The organism is Rubrivivax gelatinosus (genome assembly GCF_004340905.1).
In the GTDB taxonomy this organism is placed as follows: Bacteria; Pseudomonadota; Gammaproteobacteria; order Burkholderiales; family Burkholderiaceae_C; genus Rubrivivax; species Rubrivivax gelatinosus.
In genome coordinates, this window is sequence record NZ_SLXD01000019.1 from 21,982 (window position 1) to 43,173 (window position 21,192).

22 protein-coding genes are annotated in these 21,192 nt (G+C 72.7%); 10 read left to right on the top strand and 12 right to left on the bottom strand.

The genetic code is table 11. From position 1 onward, the window contains the following. The first annotated feature begins 87 nt into the window (after nt 1–87). The gene (locus EV684_RS22255) at nt 88–2,106 is read left to right on the top strand and encodes a TonB-dependent receptor (protein ID WP_207184569.1); all 2,019 of its coding nucleotides are present in this window, start codon (nt 88–90) and stop codon (nt 2,104–2,106) included. Between the two features lie 154 nt (nt 2,107–2,260). Here EV684_RS22255 and ccoG read toward each other — a convergent pair whose 3' ends face one another. Together ccoG and EV684_RS24105 are read right to left on the bottom strand one after the other, a co-directional pair. After that, on the bottom strand, nt 2,261–3,733 hold the full coding sequence (gene ccoG / locus EV684_RS22260; protein ID WP_132649540.1) for a cytochrome c oxidase accessory protein CcoG: 1,473 nt from the start codon (nt 3,731–3,733) through the stop codon (nt 2,261–2,263). A gap of 86 nt (nt 3,734–3,819) precedes the next feature. Beyond that, on the bottom strand, nt 3,820–4,218 hold the full coding sequence (locus EV684_RS24105; RefSeq protein ID WP_165908566.1) for a NifB/NifX family molybdenum-iron cluster-binding protein: 399 nt from the start codon (nt 4,216–4,218) through the stop codon (nt 3,820–3,822). 228 nt (nt 4,219–4,446) lie between these two features. Between EV684_RS24105 and EV684_RS22270 the strand changes: the two genes are divergently transcribed. The 7 genes from EV684_RS22270 (at nt 4,447) to EV684_RS24110 (ending at nt 9,237) form a co-directional block, all read left to right on the top strand. After that, nucleotides 4,447–4,857 (top strand): rhodanese-like domain-containing protein, encoded by a 411-nt coding sequence (locus EV684_RS22270; RefSeq protein ID WP_132649542.1) that lies wholly within the window; start codon nt 4,447–4,449, stop codon nt 4,855–4,857. A 212-nt stretch (nt 4,858–5,069) separates the two neighbouring features. Continuing rightward, nucleotides 5,070–6,623: an acyl-CoA carboxylase subunit beta gene (locus EV684_RS22275; RefSeq protein WP_132649543.1), complete on the top strand. Its 1,554-nt coding sequence runs from the start codon at nt 5,070–5,072 to the stop codon at nt 6,621–6,623. Between the two features lie 20 nt (nt 6,624–6,643). Beyond that, on the top strand, nt 6,644–7,024 hold the full coding sequence (locus EV684_RS22280; RefSeq protein WP_132649544.1) for a biotin/lipoyl-containing protein: 381 nt from the start codon (nt 6,644–6,646) through the stop codon (nt 7,022–7,024). Nucleotides 7,025–7,031: 7 nt separating this feature from the next. Then, on the top strand, nt 7,032–8,204 hold the full coding sequence (locus tag EV684_RS22285; protein WP_132649545.1) for a sodium ion-translocating decarboxylase subunit beta: 1,173 nt from the start codon (nt 7,032–7,034) through the stop codon (nt 8,202–8,204). A 9-nt stretch (nt 8,205–8,213) separates the two neighbouring features. Further along, nucleotides 8,214–8,576, top strand: a complete 363-nt coding sequence (locus EV684_RS22290) for an OadG family transporter subunit (RefSeq protein WP_132649546.1) — start codon at nt 8,214–8,216, stop codon at nt 8,574–8,576. 89 nt (nt 8,577–8,665) lie between these two features. Next, nucleotides 8,666–8,974 (top strand): hypothetical protein, encoded by a 309-nt coding sequence (locus EV684_RS22295; RefSeq protein WP_132649547.1) that lies wholly within the window; start codon nt 8,666–8,668, stop codon nt 8,972–8,974. Between the two features lie 86 nt (nt 8,975–9,060). Further along, a complete protein-coding gene (locus tag EV684_RS24110; protein ID WP_165908567.1) occupies nt 9,061–9,237 on the top strand; it encodes a hypothetical protein in 177 nt (58 codons plus the stop codon). A 47-nt stretch (nt 9,238–9,284) separates the two neighbouring features. Here EV684_RS24110 and EV684_RS22300 read toward each other — a convergent pair whose 3' ends face one another. After that, complete coding sequence (locus tag EV684_RS22300) at nt 9,285–9,659, bottom strand: YbaN family protein (protein ID WP_132649548.1); 375 nt, start codon at nt 9,657–9,659, stop codon at nt 9,285–9,287. A 106-nt stretch (nt 9,660–9,765) separates the two neighbouring features. Here EV684_RS22300 and EV684_RS22305 point away from each other — a divergent pair, with 106 nt between their 5' ends. Beyond that, on the top strand, nt 9,766–10,092 hold the full coding sequence (locus tag EV684_RS22305; RefSeq protein WP_132649549.1) for a DMT family transporter: 327 nt from the start codon (nt 9,766–9,768) through the stop codon (nt 10,090–10,092). 2 nt (nt 10,093–10,094) lie between these two features. Here EV684_RS22305 and mmuM read toward each other — a convergent pair whose 3' ends face one another. Next, the gene (gene mmuM / locus EV684_RS22310) at nt 10,095–11,027 is read right to left on the bottom strand and encodes a homocysteine S-methyltransferase (protein ID WP_132649550.1); all 933 of its coding nucleotides are present in this window, start codon (nt 11,025–11,027) and stop codon (nt 10,095–10,097) included. Nucleotides 11,028–11,076: 49 nt separating this feature from the next. After that, the gene (locus tag EV684_RS22315) at nt 11,077–12,003 is read right to left on the bottom strand and encodes a LysR family transcriptional regulator (RefSeq protein WP_243651270.1); all 927 of its coding nucleotides are present in this window, start codon (nt 12,001–12,003) and stop codon (nt 11,077–11,079) included. Nucleotides 12,004–12,072: 69 nt separating this feature from the next. Here EV684_RS22315 and EV684_RS22320 point away from each other — a divergent pair, with 69 nt between their 5' ends. Then, nucleotides 12,073–13,080 (top strand): zinc-binding alcohol dehydrogenase family protein, encoded by a 1,008-nt coding sequence (locus tag EV684_RS22320; RefSeq protein WP_132649551.1) that lies wholly within the window; start codon nt 12,073–12,075, stop codon nt 13,078–13,080. Nucleotides 13,081–13,087: 7 nt separating this feature from the next. On the opposite strand, the gene EV684_RS22325 is transcribed toward EV684_RS22320, so the two are convergent. The 7 genes from EV684_RS22325 to fdhD form a co-directional block, all read right to left on the bottom strand. Then, nucleotides 13,088–14,632, bottom strand: a complete 1,545-nt coding sequence (locus EV684_RS22325; RefSeq protein WP_132649552.1) for a methyl-accepting chemotaxis protein — start codon at nt 14,630–14,632, stop codon at nt 13,088–13,090. Nucleotides 14,633–14,835: 203 nt separating this feature from the next. Continuing rightward, entirely contained in the window at nt 14,836–15,969 is a 1,134-nt protein-coding gene (locus EV684_RS22330) for a methanobactin export MATE transporter MbnM (protein WP_132649553.1), read from the bottom strand. Further along, nucleotides 15,966–16,820 carry an MbnP family copper-binding protein gene (locus EV684_RS22335; RefSeq protein WP_132649554.1) on the bottom strand — a complete coding sequence of 285 codons (855 nt, stop codon included), beginning with the start codon at nt 16,818–16,820 and terminating at the stop codon, nt 15,966–15,968. Before EV684_RS22335 ends, EV684_RS22330 begins: the two co-directional genes overlap by 4 nt. A 10-nt stretch (nt 16,821–16,830) precedes the next feature. Next, on the bottom strand, nt 16,831–18,996 hold the full coding sequence (locus EV684_RS22340) for a TonB-dependent siderophore receptor (RefSeq protein WP_132649555.1): 2,166 nt from the start codon (nt 18,994–18,996) through the stop codon (nt 16,831–16,833). A 219-nt stretch (nt 18,997–19,215) separates the two neighbouring features. Then, nucleotides 19,216–19,587: a DUF2946 family protein gene (locus EV684_RS22345; RefSeq protein WP_132649556.1), complete on the bottom strand. Its 372-nt coding sequence runs from the start codon at nt 19,585–19,587 to the stop codon at nt 19,216–19,218. A 102-nt stretch (nt 19,588–19,689) separates the two neighbouring features. Next, on the bottom strand, nt 19,690–20,130 hold the full coding sequence (locus EV684_RS22350; protein ID WP_132649557.1) for a thermonuclease family protein: 441 nt from the start codon (nt 20,128–20,130) through the stop codon (nt 19,690–19,692). A gap of 33 nt (nt 20,131–20,163) precedes the next feature. Next, nucleotides 20,164–20,976 carry a formate dehydrogenase accessory sulfurtransferase FdhD gene (gene fdhD, locus EV684_RS22355; RefSeq protein ID WP_243651271.1) on the bottom strand — a complete coding sequence of 271 codons (813 nt, stop codon included), beginning with the start codon at nt 20,974–20,976 and terminating at the stop codon, nt 20,164–20,166. Between the last annotated feature and the right edge of the window lie 216 nt (nt 20,977–21,192).

A 21,192-nucleotide genomic window follows, 5' to 3' on the forward strand; every position in this document is an offset into this window, starting at 1 on the left:
CATTGCCGCACGGCGCACGGCGCCGAAGCGGCCACTCACGTCCATTCCGGCGCACGGCCCTGCCGCGCGCCCTCTTGCCTTCATCCGATGAAATCCCTCGTCCTCACCCTGAGCCCGGTGGCGCTGGCCTGCGCCGCCCTTTCGCAACCGGCCGCGGCGCAGTCCGCGCCGACCCCGGTCGAACGCATCGTCATCACCGGCAACCCGCTGGGCAGCGAGCGCACGACGCAGCCGGTGTCGGTGCTCGCCGGCGACGAGCTGGTGCTGCGCCGCGGCAGCACGCTGGGCGACACGCTGGATGCGCTGCCCGGCGTCTCGCAGACCGGCTTCGGCCCCAACGCCAGCCGGCCGGTGATCCGCGGCCTGGACGGCGACCGCCTGCGGGTGCTCGACAACTCGGGCTCGACGCTGGACGCCTCGGCGCTGAGCTACGACCACGCGGTGCCGCTGGACCCGCTGGTGGCCACTGGCATCGAGGTGCTGCGCGGCCCGGCGGCGCTGCTGTACGGCGGCAACGCCGTCGGCGGCGTCGTCAACGTGCTCGACAACCGCATCCCCGGCGCCCCGGTGCCGCGCACCGGCGGGTCGGCCGAACTGCGCCTGGGCGGCGCGGCGGCCGAACGCGGCGGCGCCGCGGTGCTGGAGACCGGCGGCAGCGGCTGGGCCCTGCACCTGGACGCCGCGGCGCGCAACACCGACGACCTGGACGTGCCCGAGCACACGCCGGTGGCCGACGGCGAAGCCCTGCCGCGGACCGACGAGGTGCGCAACTCGGCCGCCAAGACCCGCAGCGCCGCGCTCGGCGGCTCGTGGTTCTTCGCCGGCGGCCGCGTGGGCCTGGCGGTGGACCACTACGACAGCGAGTACGGCGTCGTCGCCGAACCCGACGTCACCATCCTGATGCGCCGCAACCAGGTCCGTGCCGAAGGCGAATGGCGCCTGGACGGCGGCCCGTTCTCCAACCTGAAGCTGCAGGCGCGCGGTGCCGACTACGAACACCGCGAGATGGAAGGCGCGGAAGTCGGCACCGTGTTCTCCAGCCGCGGCGGCGAAGTGCGCGCCGAGGCCCGCCACCGTGCGCTGGGCCCGCTGCGCGGCGTGATCGGCGTGCAGGCCGAGGACTTCGACTTCTCGGCACTGGGCGAGGAAGCCTTCGTGCCCGACACGACGACACGCCGCCTGGGCCTGTTCGCGCTGGAGGAGATGGACCTCGGCCCGGGCGTGGTCTCGGCCGGCGCGCGTGTCGAACGCGCCGACGTCGACTCCGACGGCGGCGACCGTTTCGGCGGCGCACGCTCGCGCGGCTTCACGCTGCTGAGCGCCTCGCTGGGCACGACGATGCCGCTGGCCCCGGGCTGGAGCGTCAACGCCAACCTGGCCTCGACCGAACGCGCGCCGACCTACTTCGAGCTCTACGCCGACGGCGTGCACGCCGCCACCGGCGCCTACGAGCAGGGCGACCCGACGCTGGACGCCGAACGCGGCGTCAGCGCCGACCTGGCGCTGCAATGGAAGTCGGGCGAGTCCAGGCTGCGCGCCGGTGTCTTCGCCACGCGCTTCTCACGCTTCATCTCGCTGGACAGCGCCAATGTCTCGGTCGACGAGGACGGCAACGCCGTCGGCGACGACGATGACGGCGTGCCGCTGTACCGCTTCGACGCGGTGCGCGCACGCCTGTACGGCGCCGAGTTCGAGGCCCAGACCGCCTTCGACGCCGCCGGCTGGCGCTGGGCCCCGAGCGCCAGCGCCGACTTCACGCGCGCGACCAACACCACGACCGACCAGGCGCTGCCGCGTGTCGCGCCCTGGCGCACGACGCTGGCGCTGGCCGCCACGCGTGCCGACTGGACGCTGCGCGCCGAAGTGCGCCACGCCGGGCGCCAGAACCGTGTGCCCGCGGGCGACAGCGCCACCGGCGCCTACACGCTGCTGAACCTGGCGGCCTCGTACCGCTTCACGATCGGCAGCCAGGACGCGCTGTGGTACCTGAAGCTGGAAAACGCGACCGACCGGCTGGCCTACAACGCCGCCGCGATCGAGACGATCCGGGGGCTGTCGCCGCTGCCCGGCCGCGCGCTGGCAACCGGGCTGCGGCTGGACTTCTGAGACCGGACGTGCAAGGCCGGAAGGCCTTGCACGCCTGTCGAAGGCCAGAGCGCGATTTCACGCGCGAGGGCTGAGACCGGACGCGCAAGGCCGGAAGGCCTTGCACGCCTGTCGAAGGCCGGAGCGCGATTTCACGCGTGACGGCTGAGACCGCTCAGCGCGGCACGACGAAGGTCGACTTCTCGTCGATCTCGATCGCCGACTCGGCAGCCGCCGCCGGCAGGCGCTCGATGCGGAAACGGATCGGGTGCACGCCCGCGCCGGCCTGCTGGGCGGCCTCGAACGGCAGCTGAACGTTCAGGGTCACCCAGCGCGCCTCGGCGGGGCCCAGATCCACCGTCTCGGCACGTTCGATCGTGATGCCGGGCAGGCCCTCGACCGCGACGCGGTAGCGTTCGGTCTGCTCGGCGTTGTTCATGATCTGCAGGCGGTAGACGTTCTCGATCGCGCCTTCGTCGACGATGCGCGCCAGCGAGGCGCGGTCGCGCACGACGTCGACGCGGAACGGATGGCGCAGCGCGATGCTGGTCGCGAAGGCGCCGAGGATGATGAACAGGATCGCCGTGTAGACCAGCACGCGCGGGCGCAAGACGCGGCGCCACATCTGCGCGCTGTCGTGGTGCTGCGCCATGCCGTTCTGCGTGGCGTAGCGGATCAGCCCGCGCGGGTAGCGCATCTTGTCCATGATGTCGTCGCAGGCGTCGATGCAGGCGGCGCAGCCGATGCACTCGTACTGCAGGCCGTTGCGGATGTCGATGCCGGTCGGGCAGACCTGCACGCAGACGCCGCAGTCCACGCAGGAGCCCAGGCCGGCCTGCTTCGGGTCGGCCTTCTTGGAGCGCCGGCCACGCGGCTCGCCGCGTTCGGGGTCGTAGCTGATGATCAGCGTGTCCTTGTCGAACATCGCGCTCTGGAAACGTGCGTAGGGGCACATGTACTTGCAGACCTGCTCGCGCATGTAGCCCGCGTTGCCCCAGGTCGCGAAGCCGTAGAACAGCACCCAGAAGGTCTGCCACGGGCCCAGCGAGGTGCTGGCGATGGCGCCCAGCAGCTCGCCCATCGGCGTGAAGTAGCCGGCGAAGGTGACGCCGGTCCACAGCGCGAAGCCCACCCACAGCACCTGCTTGGCGGCCTTGCGCCCGAGCCTGGCCGCGCTCCAGGGCCCGGCGTCGAGCTTCATGCGCTGCGTGCGGTCACCTTCGGTGATCTTCTCGAACCACATGAAGATCTCGGTGTAGACCGTCTGCGGGCAGGCGTAGCCGCACCACAGCCGGCCGGCCACCGCGGTGAACAGGAACAGCGCGTAGGCCGAGATCATCAGCAGCGCCGACAGGTAGATCAGGTCCTGCGGATACAGCACCAGCCCGAAGACGTAGAAGCGCCGTGCTGCCAGGTCGAAGAGCACCGCCTGGCGCTCGTTCCACTGCAGCCAGGGCAGGCCGTAGAAGACGACCTGCGTCAGCCAGACCAGCGCCCATCGCCAGGTGGCGAAACGCCCGCTGACGGCCCGCGCGTAGATCTTGCGCGACTTCTGGTACAGCGAGACGGTGGCCGCACCGGCAGCCGGCCTGGGTGACGCCGCGGGGGCGTCGCCGCCCGCTTGGATAGGGGCAGGGGTATCAGCCATGGACTGATTCTGCCCCACGGACCGGTTCCGATGGGGGTTTTCACGAATTCGTGAGCGAACCAGTCGGTCGCTCTTCACGAAGCGTCTCAGTCGTGCTGGCACCCGCAGGCGCAGCCGTGGCCGGCGCGCGGCATCGGCGGCGGGAGCGAACGATGCGGCAGTTCGCCGGCCACGTAACGCGCGACGGCGATCTGCGGGTCGCGGTCGGTCGTCGTCGTGGCCCGGATACCCCGTGCCGCAAGCTTGGCGACCAGGCCGTCCCCCATGCTGGCGCCGATCAGCACGTCGACACCGTCCAGAGGATGCGGGCGGTCGGCCGGGGCGTCGTGAAAGGCCTGGCCGGCCTCGAGCTCGACGAGTTCGGGCGCGCCGATCTCGGCGCCGTCGACGCGGTAGAGCAGGAAGCGGCGGCAGCGGCCGGCGTGGTCGGAAACTTCGCGCCGGTTCTGGGCGGCGACGGCCACAAGGGCTTGGGCGGTGGGCATGGTGTTCAGGGCGTGAGCGGACGGGCCGCGACACCCGACGGATCTCAAGCCCCGTGCCAGCTTGCCGCGCGGGGCAAATATCCCCATCTGACAAGCACTTGGCGCGCTGGTGGGCCAGCTCGCCGAGGCCGGGCCTGCCACCGCCGTCACCCCGCTGGCAGAGCGACTGCCAGCCCGACGGGTACCCCCGGCGGTACACTGGCCGTTCAACGTCCAGCCGCCGCCGCCATGCATCAGCCGCACGCCCCCGCCCGCCGCCACCTGCTGGCCATGGCCGCCTCGGCGCTCCTCGCCGGGCTCGCGGCCCCGGTGCTCGCCTCCGCCGACGACGAGCCGCTGCCCCTGGAAGCGGCTCGCGACGCGCTGGGCAGCCGCACGATCGTCTACGACATCCGCGAGCCGGAGGAACACGCCGGGGGTGTGGCCGCGGGCATGCGGCTGCTGCCGATGAGCCGCATCGGCCAGCGCCTGGCCGAGATTCCGAAGGACCGGCCGGTGTTGCTGGTCTGCAATACGCAAAACCGCTCCCGCGCCACCGCACGCGCGCTGCGCGAACGCGGCTGGACCAACGTGCGCTACGTTGCCGGCGGCATGAGCGAATGGGCCCGGCGCGGCTGGCCGATGGTGGCGCCGCGCTGAGGGCGGCCGCCCGGCGGGGCGCCATCCCTCGGACGACGGTCTCGCCCGTAACTTGATCGTACTCAAACCCCGCCGAAGGTGGTCCTCACCCGCCTCGGCAGGCGCTAGCATTGGCCCGCGCTTCCACTAACCGGGCCACGATGCCGGCATGCGGGATGTAGCAACCCCGGCCCGACCGCGGCCGGTTGCGGCGACGATCGGAGGACAGCCCCATGACCCTGCCACCCCGGATGCTCGAGGAGCTCGAGCGTCGCCGGCGCACCGTGACCGCCGGCGGCGGCGCGGACAAGCTCGAGGCACGCCACGCCAAAGGCCTGCTCGGTGCACGCGAGCGCCTGGATCGGCTGTTCCAGCCCGGCACCTTCCAGGAGACCGGGATGCACGTGCGCCACGGCGCGCACCACTTCGGCCTGCAGGACAAGGAGTTCCCGGCCGACGGCGTCGTCACCGGCACCGGCTACGTCGGCGGCAACCTCGTCGCCGCCTACAGCCAGGACTTCACGGTCAACGCCGGCACGCTGGGCAAGGCCCACGCCGGCAAGATCGTCGCGCTGATGCAGTTCGCGCTGAAGAACGGCGTGCCCATCGTCTCGATGCAGGACTCGGGCGGCGCGCGCATCCAGGAGGCGGTGGACGCGCTGTCGGGCTACGGCGAAGTTTTCTATCACAACGTTCTCGCCTCGGGCCTGGTGCCGCAGATCGCGCTGGTGCTCGGGCCCTGCGCCGGCGGCGCGGCGTATTCGCCGGCGTTGAACGACTTCATCATCATGACGCGCCGCAACGCGCACATGTTCATCACCGGGCCGGAGGTCATCAAGGCCGTCACCGGCCGGGCGACGACGATGGACGAGGTCGGCGGTGCCGAGATGCACGCCTCGGTCAGCGGCAACGTGCACTTCATCGCCGAGGACGACAGCCAGGCCGTGGCGCTGGCCGCCAGGCTGCTGTCCTACCTGCCGCCGAACAACACGATGGACCCGCCGCACCGGCTGTCGGCCGACCTCGTGCTGGCCAGCGACGAGAGCATGAACGCGCTGGTGCCCGAGGACCCGGCCGAGCCGATGGACGTGCGCCAGGTCATCGCCCGCCTCGTCGACGGCGGCGAGCTGCTGGAGGTGCACGCCTCCTTCGCGCGCAACATCATCGTCGGCTTCGCGCGGCTGCAGGGCATGGTCATCGGACTGGTGGCCAACCAGCCCGCCGAGATGGCCGGCGCGCTGGACATCAACGCCTCGGACAAGGCGGCGCGTTTCATCCGCTTCTGCAACGCCTTCAACGTGCCCGTCGTGACGCTCGTGGACGTGCCCGGCTTCCTGCCCGGCGTCGAGCAGGAGCGCGGCGGCATCATCCGCCACGGCGCCAAGCTGCTGTTCGCCTACGCCTCCTGCACCACGCCCAAGCTGACGGTCATCCTGCGCAAGGCCTACGGCGGCTCGTACCTGGCGATGTGCAGCCAGGAAATGGGCGCCGACGTGGTCTACGCCTGGCCCAACGCCGAGATCGCGGTGATGGGCGCGCAAGGCGCGGTGAACCTGCTGTACCGCAAGGAGCTCTCCGAGGCCCCCGACCGCGCCGCGCTGGCCGCCGAGCTGATCGCCGGCTACCGCGCCGAGTTCGCCTCGCCCTACCTGTCGGCCGGGCGCGGCTACATCACCGACGTCATCGCGCCGTCGGAGACGCGGGCGCAGCTGGCGCTGTCGCTGCGCAAGATCCTCAACAAACGCGAGCTGCGGCCCGCGAAGAAACACGGCAACGTGCCGCTGTAAGACGCAGCCGGAGAACACCCATGGAACGAAGACTGCGCATCACCGTCGACGGCAAGGCCTACGTCGTGACGGTCGAGGAACTCGACGCCGGCCCGCTGGCGCCGCCGCCGGCCGTGGTGCTGGGCGCGACGGTGCCGCAGGCCGTCGCCGCCGCGCCGGTGGCCGCCGCGCCCGCCGCCGCACACGGGGCCGGCGACGTCGTCGCGCCGCTGGGCGGCACGGTGCAGTCGGTGCTGGTCACGGTCGGCCAGCGGGTCGCCGAAGGCGAGAAGCTCGCGGTCATCGAGGCGATGAAGATGAACACCCAGATCAGCGCGCCGCGCGCCGGCCAGATCGCGCGCGTCGAGGTGCGCGCCGGCCAGGTGGTCGAAACCGGCCAGCTGCTGCTGGCCATCGCCTGAGACGGCCGTGATCGAGCAGTTCGGCCTGTTCTTCCAGGCGCTGCTGGCGCAGACCGGCGCCGTGCACCTGAGCTGGGGCAACGTGGTGATGATCCTCGTCGGCGCGACGATGGTCTGGCTGGCGATCGCCAAACACTACGAGCCGCTGCTGCTGGTGGGCATCGGCTTCTCGTGCATCGTCGCCAACGTGCCCGGCCCGCCCGACGACGTGCCTGGCGGCCAGGCGATCAGCGCCCTGCTCTACGTCGTCAAGGAAGGCGGGCTGTTCCACTACGCCTACGAAGGCGTGGCCAAGCTGATCATCCCGCCGCTGATCTTCCTGGGCGTCGGCGCGATGACCGACTTCGGGCCGATGATCGCCAACCCGCGCCTCGTGATCCTGGGCGCCGGCGCGCACCTGGGCATCTTCGTCGCGCTGATCCTGGCCAAGCTCTGCGGCTTCACGCTCGCCGAAGCCGGCGCGATCGGCATCATCGGCGGCGCCGACGGGCCGATGGCGATCTTCGTGACGATGAAGCTGGCGCCGCACCTGCTGGGGCCGATCTCGGTGGCGGCGTACTCGTACATGGCGCTGATGCCGCTGATCCAGCCGCCGGTGATGCGCTTGCTGACCACCAAGGCCGAGCGCCAGATCACGATGAAGCAGCTGCGCACCGTCAGCAAGGCCGAGAAGATCGCCTTCCCGATCGTCATCGCGGTCATCGTCAACCTGTTCTTCCCGCCGGTCGCGCCGCTGATCACGATGCTGATGCTGGGCAACCTGCTCAAGGAATGCGGCGTCACCGAACGCCTGGCCAAGACCGCCGCCGGCGGGCTGATGAACGTCATCGTGCTGGTGCTGACGGTGGCCATCGGCTCGACGATGGCGGCCGACAAGTTCCTCAACTGGAACACCCTGCTGATCGTGCTGCTGGGCCTGGTGGCCTTCGTCTTCGGCACCGCCTCGGGCGTCATCACCGCGAAGGTGATGAACCTGTTCCTGAAGGACAAGATCAACCCGCTGATCGGCTCGGCCGGCATCGCCTCGGTGCCGATCGCCGCGCGCGTCTCGCACATCGTCGCGAACCAGGAGAACCCGAAGAACTTCCTGATCTACCACGCGATGGGGCCCAACCTCGCCGGCGTCTTCGGCACCGCGATCTCGGGCGGCATCCTGCTGGCGCTGCTGGGCGCGGGCTGAGGAACGGACATGCAGCCGATCATTCCCGACACCCTCGAAGGCGCGCTGATCCTCAGCCTGATCGATTTCGTCGGCAGCTTCTTCATCATCGCCGCGATCGGCGTCGTGCTCGCCGGCTTTCCGCTGATCGGGCGCATCGCCGCGCGTTTCGAGAAGCGTGCGCCGGCCGCCCCCGCCGCGCCGGCGGCAACGGAGGACGCGCCGCAGGACGACGGCGAACTCGTCGCGGTGCTCGCCGCGGCGGCACACGCGACGCTGGGCCGCCCGGTGCGCATCGTGCGCATCGAGCCCACGAACGTCGGCGACGCCTGGGCCGCCGAGGGCCGGCTGGCGCACCACGGCTCGCACCAGCCGGGCCGCGGCCGGGGCTGAAGCAGCGCCAGCGGCTTCATCGACGGGGCACGGGGCTTGCCGCGTCCGGGCACCGCCGGCACGTCCGGCCACCACCCGAGGACCGCACGATGAAGACCCTGATCGCCCTGATGCTCGGCGCATTCGCCGCCAACCATCTCTACAAGTCCAGCCAGCGGCGCCGCAACGCCACCGCGCTCGCCGACGGCACGAACCACTCGCCCAGATCCGACATCGGCGCGCCCGAGGCCGGTGCCAGCTCGCCCAACGCCGCCGAACGCCTGCAGCAGAGCCAGGCCGGCGGCGCCTTCGCCGGTGTCGCCGGCGGCCCGGCGACGCCGCAGCCCTTCCCCGAGACCGGCGCCGAGGACGGCGACACGCCGCGTCCGGGCCTGCCCGACTTCGCGCGGGGCGCCTGAGCCCGGCCCCCGGTTCGCGGGGGAACGGCATTTGCCGGTACTCCGGCACGCCGGCATCCCGCCGGCGACAGCTGTAGGAGCAGACGATGAACCAGCAACAAGGTGGCCAGCAAGGCGGTCAACAAGGCGGACAGGGCAACCAGGCCCCGCAACGCGACCGTCAGCAGGACCAGGAACAGAAGGGCGGCTCGCAGCAGGACCAGGGCCAGAAGACCCCCGGCCAGAGCGGCGGCCAGAAGCCCGCCGGCAACCAGCAGCGCTGATCGCGCGGGGGGCGGCGCCGCCCCCCCGTTTCACCGGCCCGGGACGCTCAGCGCTCGGGCCGGTTCCACATCCACAGCGCCACCAGCACCATCGTGCCGGGCACGAGGATCTTGGACCACGGCGGCATCGGCGTCAGGAAGACGATGACCAGCGCGCTGGCGCCCATCATCAGGGTCGCCGCCCATTTGGCGTTGCGCGGGATGATCCCGCCCTCGCGCCAGCGCCGGATGCCCGGGCCGTAGCGCGGGTGCGCCAGCAGCCAGCGTTCCAGCGCCGGCCAGCCGTGGCCGCCGGCCCAGGCCGCCACCAGCAGGAAGGGCACCGTCGGCAGGCCGGGCAGCACGACGCCGATGGCGGCCAGCAGCAGGCTGGCCAGCGCCAGCAGGCGCCACAGCAGCAGGATGACGGGACGCGGCAGCATGGGGTGATTCTCGCGTGCGCCGCCGCGACAATCGGCCGCCCCCACCGCCGACACCCGCGATGCGCCTCACCGCCCTGCCCCGCCGTCACGCCTGGAGCCCCGCCCGATGAACGCCTGGCTGATGCTCGCCGGCGCGATCGGCGCCGAACTCGTGGCCACCACCGCGCTGAAACTCTCCGCCGGCTTCACCAGGCTGGTGCCGTCGGCGGTCGTCGTCGTCGGCTACGGGCTGTCGTTCTGGCTGCTCGGCCAGGTGCTGAAGACGATGGAAGTCGGCATCGTCTACGCGATCTGGAGCGGCGCCGGGCTGGCGATCATCGCGCTGATCGGCATCGCCTTCCTCGGTGAGTCGGTCAGCGCCGTCAAGCTCGCCGGGCTGGTGGCGGTGCTGGTCGGCGTGGTCCTGCTGAACCTGGCCGACCGCAGCGCCTGAGTTCAGCCCAGCAGCGCCGCGCGCAGCGCACGGATCTCGTCCGGGCCGGTGCGGCAGCAGCCGCCGATCAGGCGCGCGCCGCCGCGGCGCCAGCGCTCGGCCTGGGCGGCGAAATCGGCGGCGTCGCGTTCGCCGTGCCAGCATTTGGCCACCGCGTCCCACTGCTCGCCCGAGTTCGGGTAGACGACGATCGGCAGCCGCGTGCGCGCCTGCGCCGCGGCGACCAGCGCCGGCACGTGCTCCGGCGCGGTGCAGTTCAGGCCGACCGCGGCGACACCCGGCAGGCCGTCGAGCGCCGCGGCGCAGTCGGCAAAACGTTCGCCCTGGCTGACGTGCTCGCCGTCGCGGCAGGAGAAGCTGATCCAGGCCGGCAGCGCCGGCTGCAGCGCGGGCAGCAGCGAGGCGATGGCCAGCGCCTCGTCCAGGCAGGGAATCGTCTCGCAGGCCAGCAGGTCGGCGCCGGCGGCGGCCAGCACCTCCAGCCGCGGGCGGTGGAAGGCGGCGAGCTGCTCGCGCGTGACGCCGGGGTAGCCGCGGTACTCGCTGCCGTCGGCCAGCATCGCGCCGTAAGGCCCGACCGAGGCCGCGACCAGCGGCCGGCGGCGGCCGGCGCGGTTGGCCGGCTCGGCCCAGAAGGCGTCGCGGGCCTCGATCGCCAGCGCCACCGAGCGCCGCATCAGCGCCGCCGCCTCGTCGTGCGAGAAGCCGCGGCGCGCGAAGCCTTCGAAAGTCGCCTGGTAGCTGGCCGTCGTCGCGACGTCGGCGCCGGCGCGGAAGTAGTCCAGGTGCACCTCCCGGATCAGCTCCGGGCGCTCGATCAGCAGCTTGGCCGACCACAGCGGATCCTTCAGGTCGGCGCCGCGGCGCTCCAGCTCGGTGGCGAGCGCGCCGTCGAGCACGACGATGTCCTGCGCGGCGAGGGTGGTGGCGATCACGGGGTCGGGAATCATCGGCGGGGCGGCGGTCGAAGCGGGAGCGGCGAGCTTAGCCCAGCGCCGCCAGGCGCTCGACGAGGAAGTCGCGCAGCCGCTGCACCGCCGGGCGCAGCGCGCTGCGGTCGGCGCAGGCCAGGAACAGCGGCGCCGGTTCGCCCCGCCAGTCCTCGCACAGCGCGACCAGCGCTCCACGGCGCAGGTCGTCGGCGACGTCCAGGCGCGACTTGTAGGCCACGCCTTCGCCGAACAGCGCCACGCGGCGCACCGCGTCGCCGTCGTCGCAGCGCAGCGCGGCATGCACCTCGACCGCCAGCTCGTGGCCGTCGCGCTCGAAGCGCCAGCGTTCGTGCGGCCGGTCCGACAGCCGGTAGCTCAGGCAGCGGTGCTGCACCAGGTCCTGCGGCTGCGCCGGCCGGCCGTGGCGCGCCAGGTACGCGGGCGATGCGCAGAGCACACGCCGGTTGTGCGGCGCCAGCGCCAGCGCGACGAGCTGGGTGTCGGCCGGCTCGCCGTAACGCAGCGCGACGTCGACCGCTTCGCGCGCCAGCTCGGCGACGCGGTCGGTCAGCTGCAGCTCGAACTCGATGCCCGGGTGCTGCTCACGAAACGCCTGCAGCCAGGGCAGCACGAGGTTGCGCCCCAGGTCCGAGGGCATCGACATCCGGATGCGCCCGGCCAGCGCCTCGCGCCCGGCGGCCAGGCGTTCGCGCGCCTGGTCGATCAGCGCCAGGCCGCGTTCGCAGGCGTCGAGAAAGGCCAGGCCTTCCGGCGTCGGCCGAAGGCTGCGCGTGGAGCGCACGAAGAGGCGGAAGCCCAGCGCCGATTCCAGCCGCTTGAGCGCCGCGCTGGCCGCCTGCGGGCTGACGGCCAGCTCACGCGCCGCCGCCGACAGGCTGGCCGAACGCGCCGCGCGAACGAAGAACTGCAGGTCGCCGGGCGACACCGCTTTCAACGGCTGTTTGTAGCTGCTGCTCACGCCACCCTCTCGATCCGGCGTCCGGCCTCGTCCACCATCCCGTCATTTTCCGCTTTGCCAGGAGAAAGCATGAAAGCCGTCGTCTATACCGAAGCCGGTCTGCCGATCGAGGATCCGGCCTCGCTGTTCGAGACCGAACTGCCGGCGCCGGTGCCGCGCGAGCACGACCTGCTGGTGCGTGTGGCCGCCGTCGCCGTCAACCCGGTGGACACCAAGGTGCGCCGCAACCAGCCGACCGAGACGCCGCGCATCCTGGGCTGGGACGCCGTCGGCACCGTCGAGGCCGTCGGCGCCGCGGTGACACGCTTCAAGACGGGCGAGCGCGTCTGGTACGCCGGCAGCATCGACCGCCCCGGCTCCTACGCCGAGCTGCAGTGCGTCGACGAGCGCATCGCCGGCCACGCCCCGGCGACGCTGGACGACGCCGCCGCGGCGGCGCTGCCGCTGACGACGATCACCGCCTGGGAGCTGCTGTTCGACCGCCTGGGTGTGGCCGAAGGCGGCGGCGAAGGCCAACGCCTGCTGGTCGTCGGCGCGGCCGGCGGCGTCGGCTCGATCCTGGTGCAGCTGGCGCGCAAGCTGACGAAGCTGACGGTCATCGCCACCGCGTCGCGGCCCGAGACCGCCGACTGGGTGCGCACGCTGGGCGCGCACGTCGTCGTCGACCATTCGAAGCCGCTGGCTGCCGAGCTGGCCGCCGCCGGCCATCCGGCCGTCGAATCCATCGCCAGCCTGACCCAGACGCATCTGCACTACGACGCCTACGTCGAGGCCGTCGCACCGCAGGGCCGCATCGCGCTGATCGACGACCCGGAACCGATCGACGTGCGCCGCCTGAAGCGCAAGGCGGTGTCGCTGCACTGGGAGCTGATGTTCACGCGGCCGCTGTTCGGCACGCCCGACCTCGTGCGCCAGCACGAGATCCTCGAACGCGCCGCGGCGCTGGTCGACGCCGGCACGCTGGTGTCGACCCAGGGCGAGCACTACGGCGCGATCGGCGCCGACAACCTGCGCCGGGCGCACGCGCTCGTCGAGAGCGGCCGCGCGCGCGGCAAGGCGGTGCTGGCCGGGTTCTGATGCCGGTTCAGGCCTGCGCCGGCACGCGCAGGTCCTGCATCAGCTCCAGCAGGCGCTGCGACTGGTCGCGCAGGCTGGCGGCGGCGCGCGACGCCTGCTCCACCAGCGCGGCGTTCTGCTGCACGTCGCGGTCCATCGCCGAGACCGCGGTCGCGACCTCGGTGACGCCGCGGCTCTGCTCGACGCTGGCGTCGCTGATGCCGCAGACCAGCTCGCTCAGGCGTGACATGGCCTCGACGACCTGGGCGATAGTCGCGCCGGCCTCGCCGACCTGCGCCTGGCCGCGGTCGATGCGCTCGTGGCTGGTGACGATCAGGCGCTTGATCTCCTGCGCCGCGGCACCGCTGCGCCCGGCCAGCGCGCGCACCTCGGCGGCGACGACGGCGAAACCACGCCCCGACTCGCCGGCACGCGCCGCCTCGACGGCGGCGTTCAGCGCCAGGATGTTGGTCTGGAAGGCGATGCCGTCGATGACGCCGATGATGTCGTTGACGCGCCGCGAGGCGTCGCCGATCTGGTCCATCGTCGACACCACGCCCTGCATCGCGTCGCCGCCGCGGCCGACCAGCGCCGAGGCCTCGGCGGCCAGTTCGCGCGCCGACTGCGCCTGCGTCTGGTTGTCGCGCACACGCTCGTCCAGCCGGCCCATCGTCGTGCTGGTCTGCACGATCGCGCCGGCCTGGGCCTCGGTGCGGCGAGCGAGGTCGCCGTTGCCGCCGGCGATCTGGGCGCTGGCTGCGGCCACGTGTTCGGCGCCGGCGCGCACCGCCAGCACGCGGTGCGCCAGGCTCTCCACCATTTCGTGCAGGTGCTGGCCGAGCTGGCTCAGCTCGTTGCGGCCCGGGAAACGTTCACGCGCGGCGAGGTCGCCGTCGGCGACACGCTGCGCCAGGCGCACCGCACGGTCCAGCGGGCCGACGATGGAGCGACCGATCGCCAGCGCCAGCGCCGAGACCAGCACCAGCGCCGACAGCCCGATCGCCCAGGCAGCCCAGCCGACCTGCCGCGCGGTGCGGTCGAAACGCGCGATGTCGGTCTCGGCGCGTTCGGTGCCCACCTTCACGGTGGCCAGCACGCCGGCCTGGTGGCGCAGGAACTGCGCGTCGATGGCCTCCAGCCGCATGCGCGCGGCGGCCAGGCCGTCGCTCTCCATCACCCGCAGCGCCTCGTCGACGAGCGCGATCAGCTTCTGGCCCTCGGCGTGCTGGGCGCCGAGCAGGCTGTCCTTCAGCGGCGAAGGCGACAGCGCCTGCCAGACCTTGGCACGCGCCTCGTAGTCGCGGCGCTGGGCCTCGAACTGCGTGCGCGCCTGCGCCACCGGCAGGCTGCCTTCCAGCGCACGCGACATCGTCAGCCGGGCGTCGACCAGGTACAGCGGCGGCGGCAGGATGTCGGCGACGATGTCCTTGGACTCGAACACCGCATGGCTGTCGTCGGCCAGGTGGCGGTTGCCCCACAGCAGCAGCGCCCCGAGCATCACGACGGCACCGAGAGCGACACCGGCCAGCAGCGTCAGGCGTCCGCGGATCGACAAGTCGTGCAGAGAAGGCATCGGATGTGCGCTCCAGGCCGAACAGGACACGAGCGCGCCCCGGCGCCACGAAGGTGGTGCAAACGGATTCTAGGAATTCGCAGAATGAGCGTTTGTGTCATTTATGCGAGATACGCACGCTTCGAGCGTGCCGCCTCGGCCTGAAACGCAGGCTCTGCAGCGCCGGCGCCGCCAGCGCGAACACCGGCCGCCCCGTGCCTTCGTCACCGGCGCGGCGCTTCGGCCGCCGGGTCGGCGAAACGCGGGTCGTGCAGGAAACGCTCGTCGGTCAGCGTCTTCAGGAAGGCGACCAGATCGGCCTGCTCGCGCGGCGACAGCCGGATGCTGCCGATCAGCTCGCTCTTGTACGGATTGCGCCGGCCGTCGCCGGCCAGCGGCCCGTGGCGTGTCAGCCGCCCGCCGGCGGCGTAGGTGCGCACCACCTCGGCCAGCGTCTTCAGGCTGCCGTCGTGCAGGTACGGGGCGGTGACGGCGACGTTGCGCAGGCTGGGCGCGCGGAAGGCGCCCATGTCCTCGGGCCGGCCGCTGATCTCGTAGACGCCGCGGTTGCCCAGCGGGTAGGCGCCGCGGCCGTCCAGGTCGTACTGGCCGGTGTTGTGGAACGGCGTCGGCGCTTCGCGGCTGCGCTGGTGCACCGCCTGGTCGTTGAAGTTGAAGCCCGAGTGGCAGTGGAAACACTCGGCCTTCTCGCCGAAGAACAGGTCGCGGCCGCGGCGCTCGGCCGCCGTCAGCCGCAGCTCGCCGCGCTGGGCGCGGTCGTAGCGCGAGTCGAAGCTGATCAGCGTGCGCTGGAAGGCCGCCAGCGCACGGCCGACGTTGGCGAAGTTCAGCGGTGCCGCATCGCCGGGGAAGGCGGCGGCAAAACGCGCCACCGCCGCCGGGTCGGCGCGCAGCCGGCCGAGGATGGCCTCGCGGTTGCCGTCGTCGACGCCCATCTCCACCGGGTCGGTGCCGAAGATCGGCACCAGCACCTGGCGTTCCAGCGTCGTCAGCGCCGGGTTCGCCCAGGTGTAGGTGCTGTGCCATCCGACGTTGGAAAGCTGCTGCGCGTTGCGCCCGGTCTTCTCGCCGGTGGCGCCGACCGCCAGCGCGCGGCCGTCGGTGAAGGCGCGGCGCTGCTCGTGGCAGCCGGCGCAGGCCAGCCTGCCGTTGACCGACAGCCGCCGGTCGTAGAACAGGTGGCGGCCGAGTTCGACCTTGGCCGCCGACATCGGGTTGTCGGCCGGCACACGCGGCGGCGGCACGTCCGGCGGCAGCCGCCAGACCCAGGGCGCCTCGGTCTGCGCGTGCACCGCGCCGGCCAGCAGCAGCGCCGGCAGCAGACGGCGGGCCTTCATTTCGCCACCCCGCGGAACACGCGCTGCGGCGCCGGCGTCAGCCCGAAGGCGGCGAACAGCGGCGGGCACTCGGGGTCGTCGGGCGCGCTCATGCAGCCGGCCGAGCCGCCGGCGTCGCGGCCCAGGTCGGAGGCGGCGAACAGCGCGTCCAGGTCCAGCTCGACCTGCTGCCGCGACGGGTCGAAGCCGTCGAGCCGCACCTCGACGCGGTTGGGCTGGCGGCAGGCGACGCTGCCGGCGAGCACGTCGCCCTGGCAGCCGGTGGAGCCCAGGTGCAGCGTCCAGACGCGCACCGTGTCGCCGGCGCGGCGCACGCCGCCTTCGGGCAGCACTTCGATCTTCACGAACTTGCGCCCGGCCTGCCAGTTCCAGGCCATGGCCTGGCTGTCCAGCGGCGGCGGCGCCAGCTCGGGATTGGAGTGGTTCAGCAGCACGCGCCGGCCGTCATCGTCCAGCGCCTGGACCGGCACGCCGACGACGAAGGCCAGGCCGGTGTAGTCGCCGGCCGGCACGTCGCCGAGCACGCGCGTGTGCACGCCGGCCGAACCGCCGCTGCAGCCGCCGCTGCCGTCCTCGAAGTCGATCAGCGCCACGCCGTGCACCTGCCAGTCGCTGGGCTGCAGCTGCAGCGGCACGGTGCTGCCGTCGCGCCGCAGCAAGGCGAAGCCGTGCAGGTACAGCCGCGCGTCGCGCAGCCGCACCGGCGTCGCCGCGCGGCCCAGCGGGCGCGCTGGCGAGGCGCAGTCGAAAGGCCGGCCGCCGGCCGCGAGGCGAAAGTCGATGGCCACCGGATCGGCGCTGGCGGCGGTGGCCGCAGCGGCGAGCGCCGCGAGGAGGATGAGCTTGTGCATCGCTGTCTCCTCAGTAGCGGGCCTTCAGGCTGAGCTGCAGGCTGCGCGGCTCGCCGTAGAAGTTGTAGATGTTGGGCGTGCCGACCGAGGCGTAGTACTTCCGGTCGAAGACGTTGCCGACCAGCAGGCTAGCCTGCCAGTGCGGCGAAATCTCGTAGCCCAGGCGCGCGTTGAGCACCGCCCAGCCGCCGGTGACGACTTCGTCGCGCCAGCCGCGTGAACTCTGCACCGCGCTCTGCGCCTGCAGGCCCAGGCCCGCCTGCCAGCCGCGCAGCGAGGTGTCGGCGGCGAAGCGGTAGTGGCCCCAGAGCTTGAGCTGGTGTTTGGGCGTCGCGATCGCGTAGACCAGGCCGGTGTTGGCACTGTCCTTCAGATAGCGCGTCGTCACCCGCGTGTAGCCGGCGCTCAGTTCCAGCCCGGCCAGTGGGCTGCCGCTGGCTTCGGCCTCCCAGCCCTTGCTCTGCACCTTGCCGGCGTTGAGGTAGTAGGGGGTGTCGGCCGGCGAGTCCGGGTCGGCGTAGGCGCGGCCGGTATCGCGGATGTCGAAGTACGCGAAGGACAGGCCCAGCCGGCCGCCGTACAGCTCGGCCTTGGCGCCGGCCTCGGCCTGACGGCCGACACGCGGGTCGAGCGTGCCGCCGTCCAGCTTCTGCTGCGTCTGCGGCACGAAGATGTCGCCGCGGCTGGCGTACAGCGTCCAGCGCTCGTCGAGCGCCCAGACCAGGCCCAGGTTGCTGGACGGTTCGCCGTCGGCCTCGGCGCCGTCGACCCAGTCCGTCGCGGGCGACGGCGCGATCTTGCGGCTGCGCTGGGCGAAGTCGGTGACGCGCAGGCCGGTGACCAGCGTCAGCGGCTCGGCGAGGCTCCAGCGCGCCTGCGCCAGCAGTCCGCGCTGGTGCGTCAGGCTCTCGCTGCCGGAGGTGTAGGCGATGTCGGGCTCGGCCAGGGCGTCGAGTTCGCCGAAGACGACGCCGGTCCAGCTCGGGCCGCGGCCCGAGACGCCGGAGCTCAGGTAGCGCTCGGCGCTGGCGCCGAACAGCGCCTCGTGGCGGCGGCCGAAGAGCTCGAACGGGCCGCTGGCGCTGAAGTCCAGGCCTTCACGCGTGTAGTGGTAGTCGCCGCGGAAGCTGGCGTAGTCCAGCGTGCCGGCCAACGGGTCGACGCCCGAAGCGGTGTAGGCGTACTTGTAGTACTGGCGCTGCTTGCGCTGGTTGAGCGCGAGCTTGAGCTTCCAGCCGCCGGCCAGGCGCTGCTCGATCCAGCCCGCGGTCTCGTCGGTGTGGTAGCTCATGCGCCCCCAGTCGGGCGCGTTGAAGCTGCTGCGCGGCACGTCCAGCAGCGGGTAGTGGCCCTGGGCGTCGGCCTCGGACGAAGCCGGCAGCCCGGACCAGGGTGCACGCACGTCGTGGTCCTGGCCGGTCTGCGAGATCGACAGCGTCGTGCCGGGCGCCAGGTCCCACTCCAGCACGCCCATCGCCAGCCATTTGTCGCCGTGGGTGTGGTCGTAGAAGTAGTCGCGGTTCTCGCGCGAGACGACGGCGCGGCCGCGCAGCGTCTTCGCGGCGTTCAGCGCGCCGGTGGCGTCGGCCGTCGCACGCAGCGTGTTCCACGAGCCGACGCTGAAGTCGGCGCCGAAAGCCGGTTCGGCCAGCGCGCGTTTCTTCACCAGGTTGACGACGCCGCCGGGTTCGCCCGAGCCGCGCAGCAGCCCGGCCGGGCCGCGCAGCAGCTCGATGCGCTCGTAGACCGCGAGGTCGAACTGGTGTGAGGGCGTGAAGCCGTTGTACGAGGACACGCCGTCGTACATCACGCCCGGCGTGTAGCCGCGCACGTAGTACTGGTTGTTCATCGTGTCGTTGGCGATCACGGTGACGCCGGTCAGCTGCTGCATGGCCTCGGTCATCGTCGCCATGTCCTGGTCGTCCATCTGGCGGCGCGTCAGCACCGAGACGGACTGCGCGATCTCGCGCGGGGTCAGGACCTGCTTGCCGAGTTCGACGGTGGCGGCCTTGTAGCCCTCTTCGGCCGGGGCGCTGACCAGGATCTCGGGCAGCACGGCGACCGGGGCGCTCTGCGCCAGCGCGGCGCGGGCGGCCAGCGTCAGCAGCGCGACGGCGAACGGAACGGGCGCCACGGCGCGGCGCGCCGGGCGGGAAGAAACGGTGGAACGGTGCATGGGCGAAGGGCTCGACGGCGAGCCCGTGGGCACGCCGGCGCACGGCAATCGGCCGGCGCCGCGTGCGGACAGAGGTTCCCGGAGCGACAAGGCCCGGGGAGGCGCGGATCAGGAAGGGGGCGTCGCGGGCGCGCGCGGCCGAAGCTACCACCACGCTTGAGATCGGCGCCCCGACGATGGGCGTCGCGGGCGCGCGCGGCCGAAGCCGCGGCGGCGTCGTCAGCCCGGGCGCCGGGCCGGCGGCCCGCGCGCCGGCACCGCGCCGTCGTGCCATTCGGCACGCACGGCCAGCACCGGCGGCGTGAACAAACGCTCGGGCGCGGCCTCGGGGGCGGCGATGACCGGGTTCTCGGCGGGCGGCAGCGACGGCAGCACGCACAGCACGCAGGAGGCGTCGCCGCCCCGCGCGGCGGCGGCTTCGTCGCCACCGGCCTCGTCGCCCCACAGCAGGCGCACATGGCCCGAGGCGCTGCAGACGAGCTGCGCCGAGTCCGCGGCCCAGACGCTGCGCGCCATCGGCAGCAGCCAGGCGCAGATCAGCACCAGGCTGAGCCAGCGCAGGCTGCGGGGGCGAAGACGCCAGGAGTTCATCGGGAAAGCGGCCGGGCTTGAGTGCGGTCAAGCGTGACCGGATCGTAACGAGCGCCCCTTCCGCCGGACACAAAGACGGAGGGAAACGCTCGGGGCGGCCAATCAGCGGCGGTGCTGCCGCCGCCAGACCCAGGGCGGCACCGGCCGGGCGTCGGCCCACAGCCCGACACGGTCGTGCCGCGCCTGCCATTGCAGCGCCGGCAGGTTCAGGTCGGCGGCGTAACCCTCCATGACCCAGGCCAGGCCGGCGCGCAGCTGCGCCGTGCCGGCGTCCTGGCCTGCGCATGACACGTGGGCAACGGCACGGCCGTAACGGTCGCGGCCGGCGGCGCCAGGCAGCGGGCGGACCTCGGCGCGTCGGCGCAGGCACAGCGCAGCGAGCTGGCGGCGCGACGCCGGGCCGAAGGCCTGCGCCTTCTCGGGCGCGTCGACGTCGGCCAGGCGCACACGCAGCGTGCCTTGCGGCGCCGGGCAGCGTGCGGTCAGCGTGTCGCCGTCGGCGACGGCGATGACGACACAGGAGAAGACGAGCGCACTCAGCATCGCAGGGGCACGCCGGCCGCGGCCGGCGCGGCATCAGGCGTCGGCCGGCGGCAGCCCCAGGCGCTCGGGGAAGGTGTAGGCGACGAGGTCCTCGCCGCGCACGAAGCCGGCGAGCAGCAGGCCGCAGGACTGCGCCAGCTCGACGGCCATCGCCGTCGGCGCCGAGACCGCGGCCAGCGCCGGGGCGCCCAGGCGCGCGGTCTTCTGCACCATCTCGAAGCTGGCGCGGCTGGTGATCGCAACGAAGCCGTCGCCGGCCGCCAGCCCGGCGCGCTGCATCGCGCCGACCAGCTTGTCCAGCGCGTTGTGGCGGCCGACGTCCTCGCGCACCAGGCGCGCATGGCCGTCGGCGTCGCACCAGGCGGCGGCGTGCGTCGCGCCGGCCAGGCGCTGCAGGCCCTGGGCCTCGCGCAGCTCGTGCTGGGCGCGCGCCAGCGCCGCCGGGCTGAAGGCGCGCGGCGCCAGCGCCGGCAGCGCCTGGCGCACCTGGCCCAGGCTGTCGGTGCCGCACAGGCCGCAGCCGGTGCGCCCGGCCAGCGTGCGCCGGCGCTCGCGCAGCCGCCATTCGCAGGCCGCCGACACCTCCAGGTGGAGTTCGATGCCGTCGCAGCCGGGCAGCACCTCGACCGAACGCAGCTCCTGCGCGTCGGCCAGGCCTTCGGTGGCGCAGAAGCCGCGCGCGAAGTCCTCCAGGTCGGCCGGCGTGGCCATCATCACCGCGTGCGAGATGCCGTTGAAGACCAGCGCCACCGGCACTTCCTCGGCCACCCAGTCATCGGCGGCGCGCGCCACGCCGCCGCGGCGCGTGACGACACGCCATCGGCGCAGGCCTTCGGGAACGGACATCTCGGCGGGCTTCATCGGCGCGCGGATTGTCGCCGCCGCGGCCGTCCGACGACGGCGCAGGGCCTAGGGCAAGCGCCATGACGCGATTTGCAACGCACTGTTAGCATCTCGACAGCTCCTGGTTCGTGCCCCTCACGTTCGCGGGGGCAGCGTGCGACGTGTCAGTGGCCGACCGCCGCGCCGCCTCCCAGAACTCATGGCCGCACCCGCCAGGCG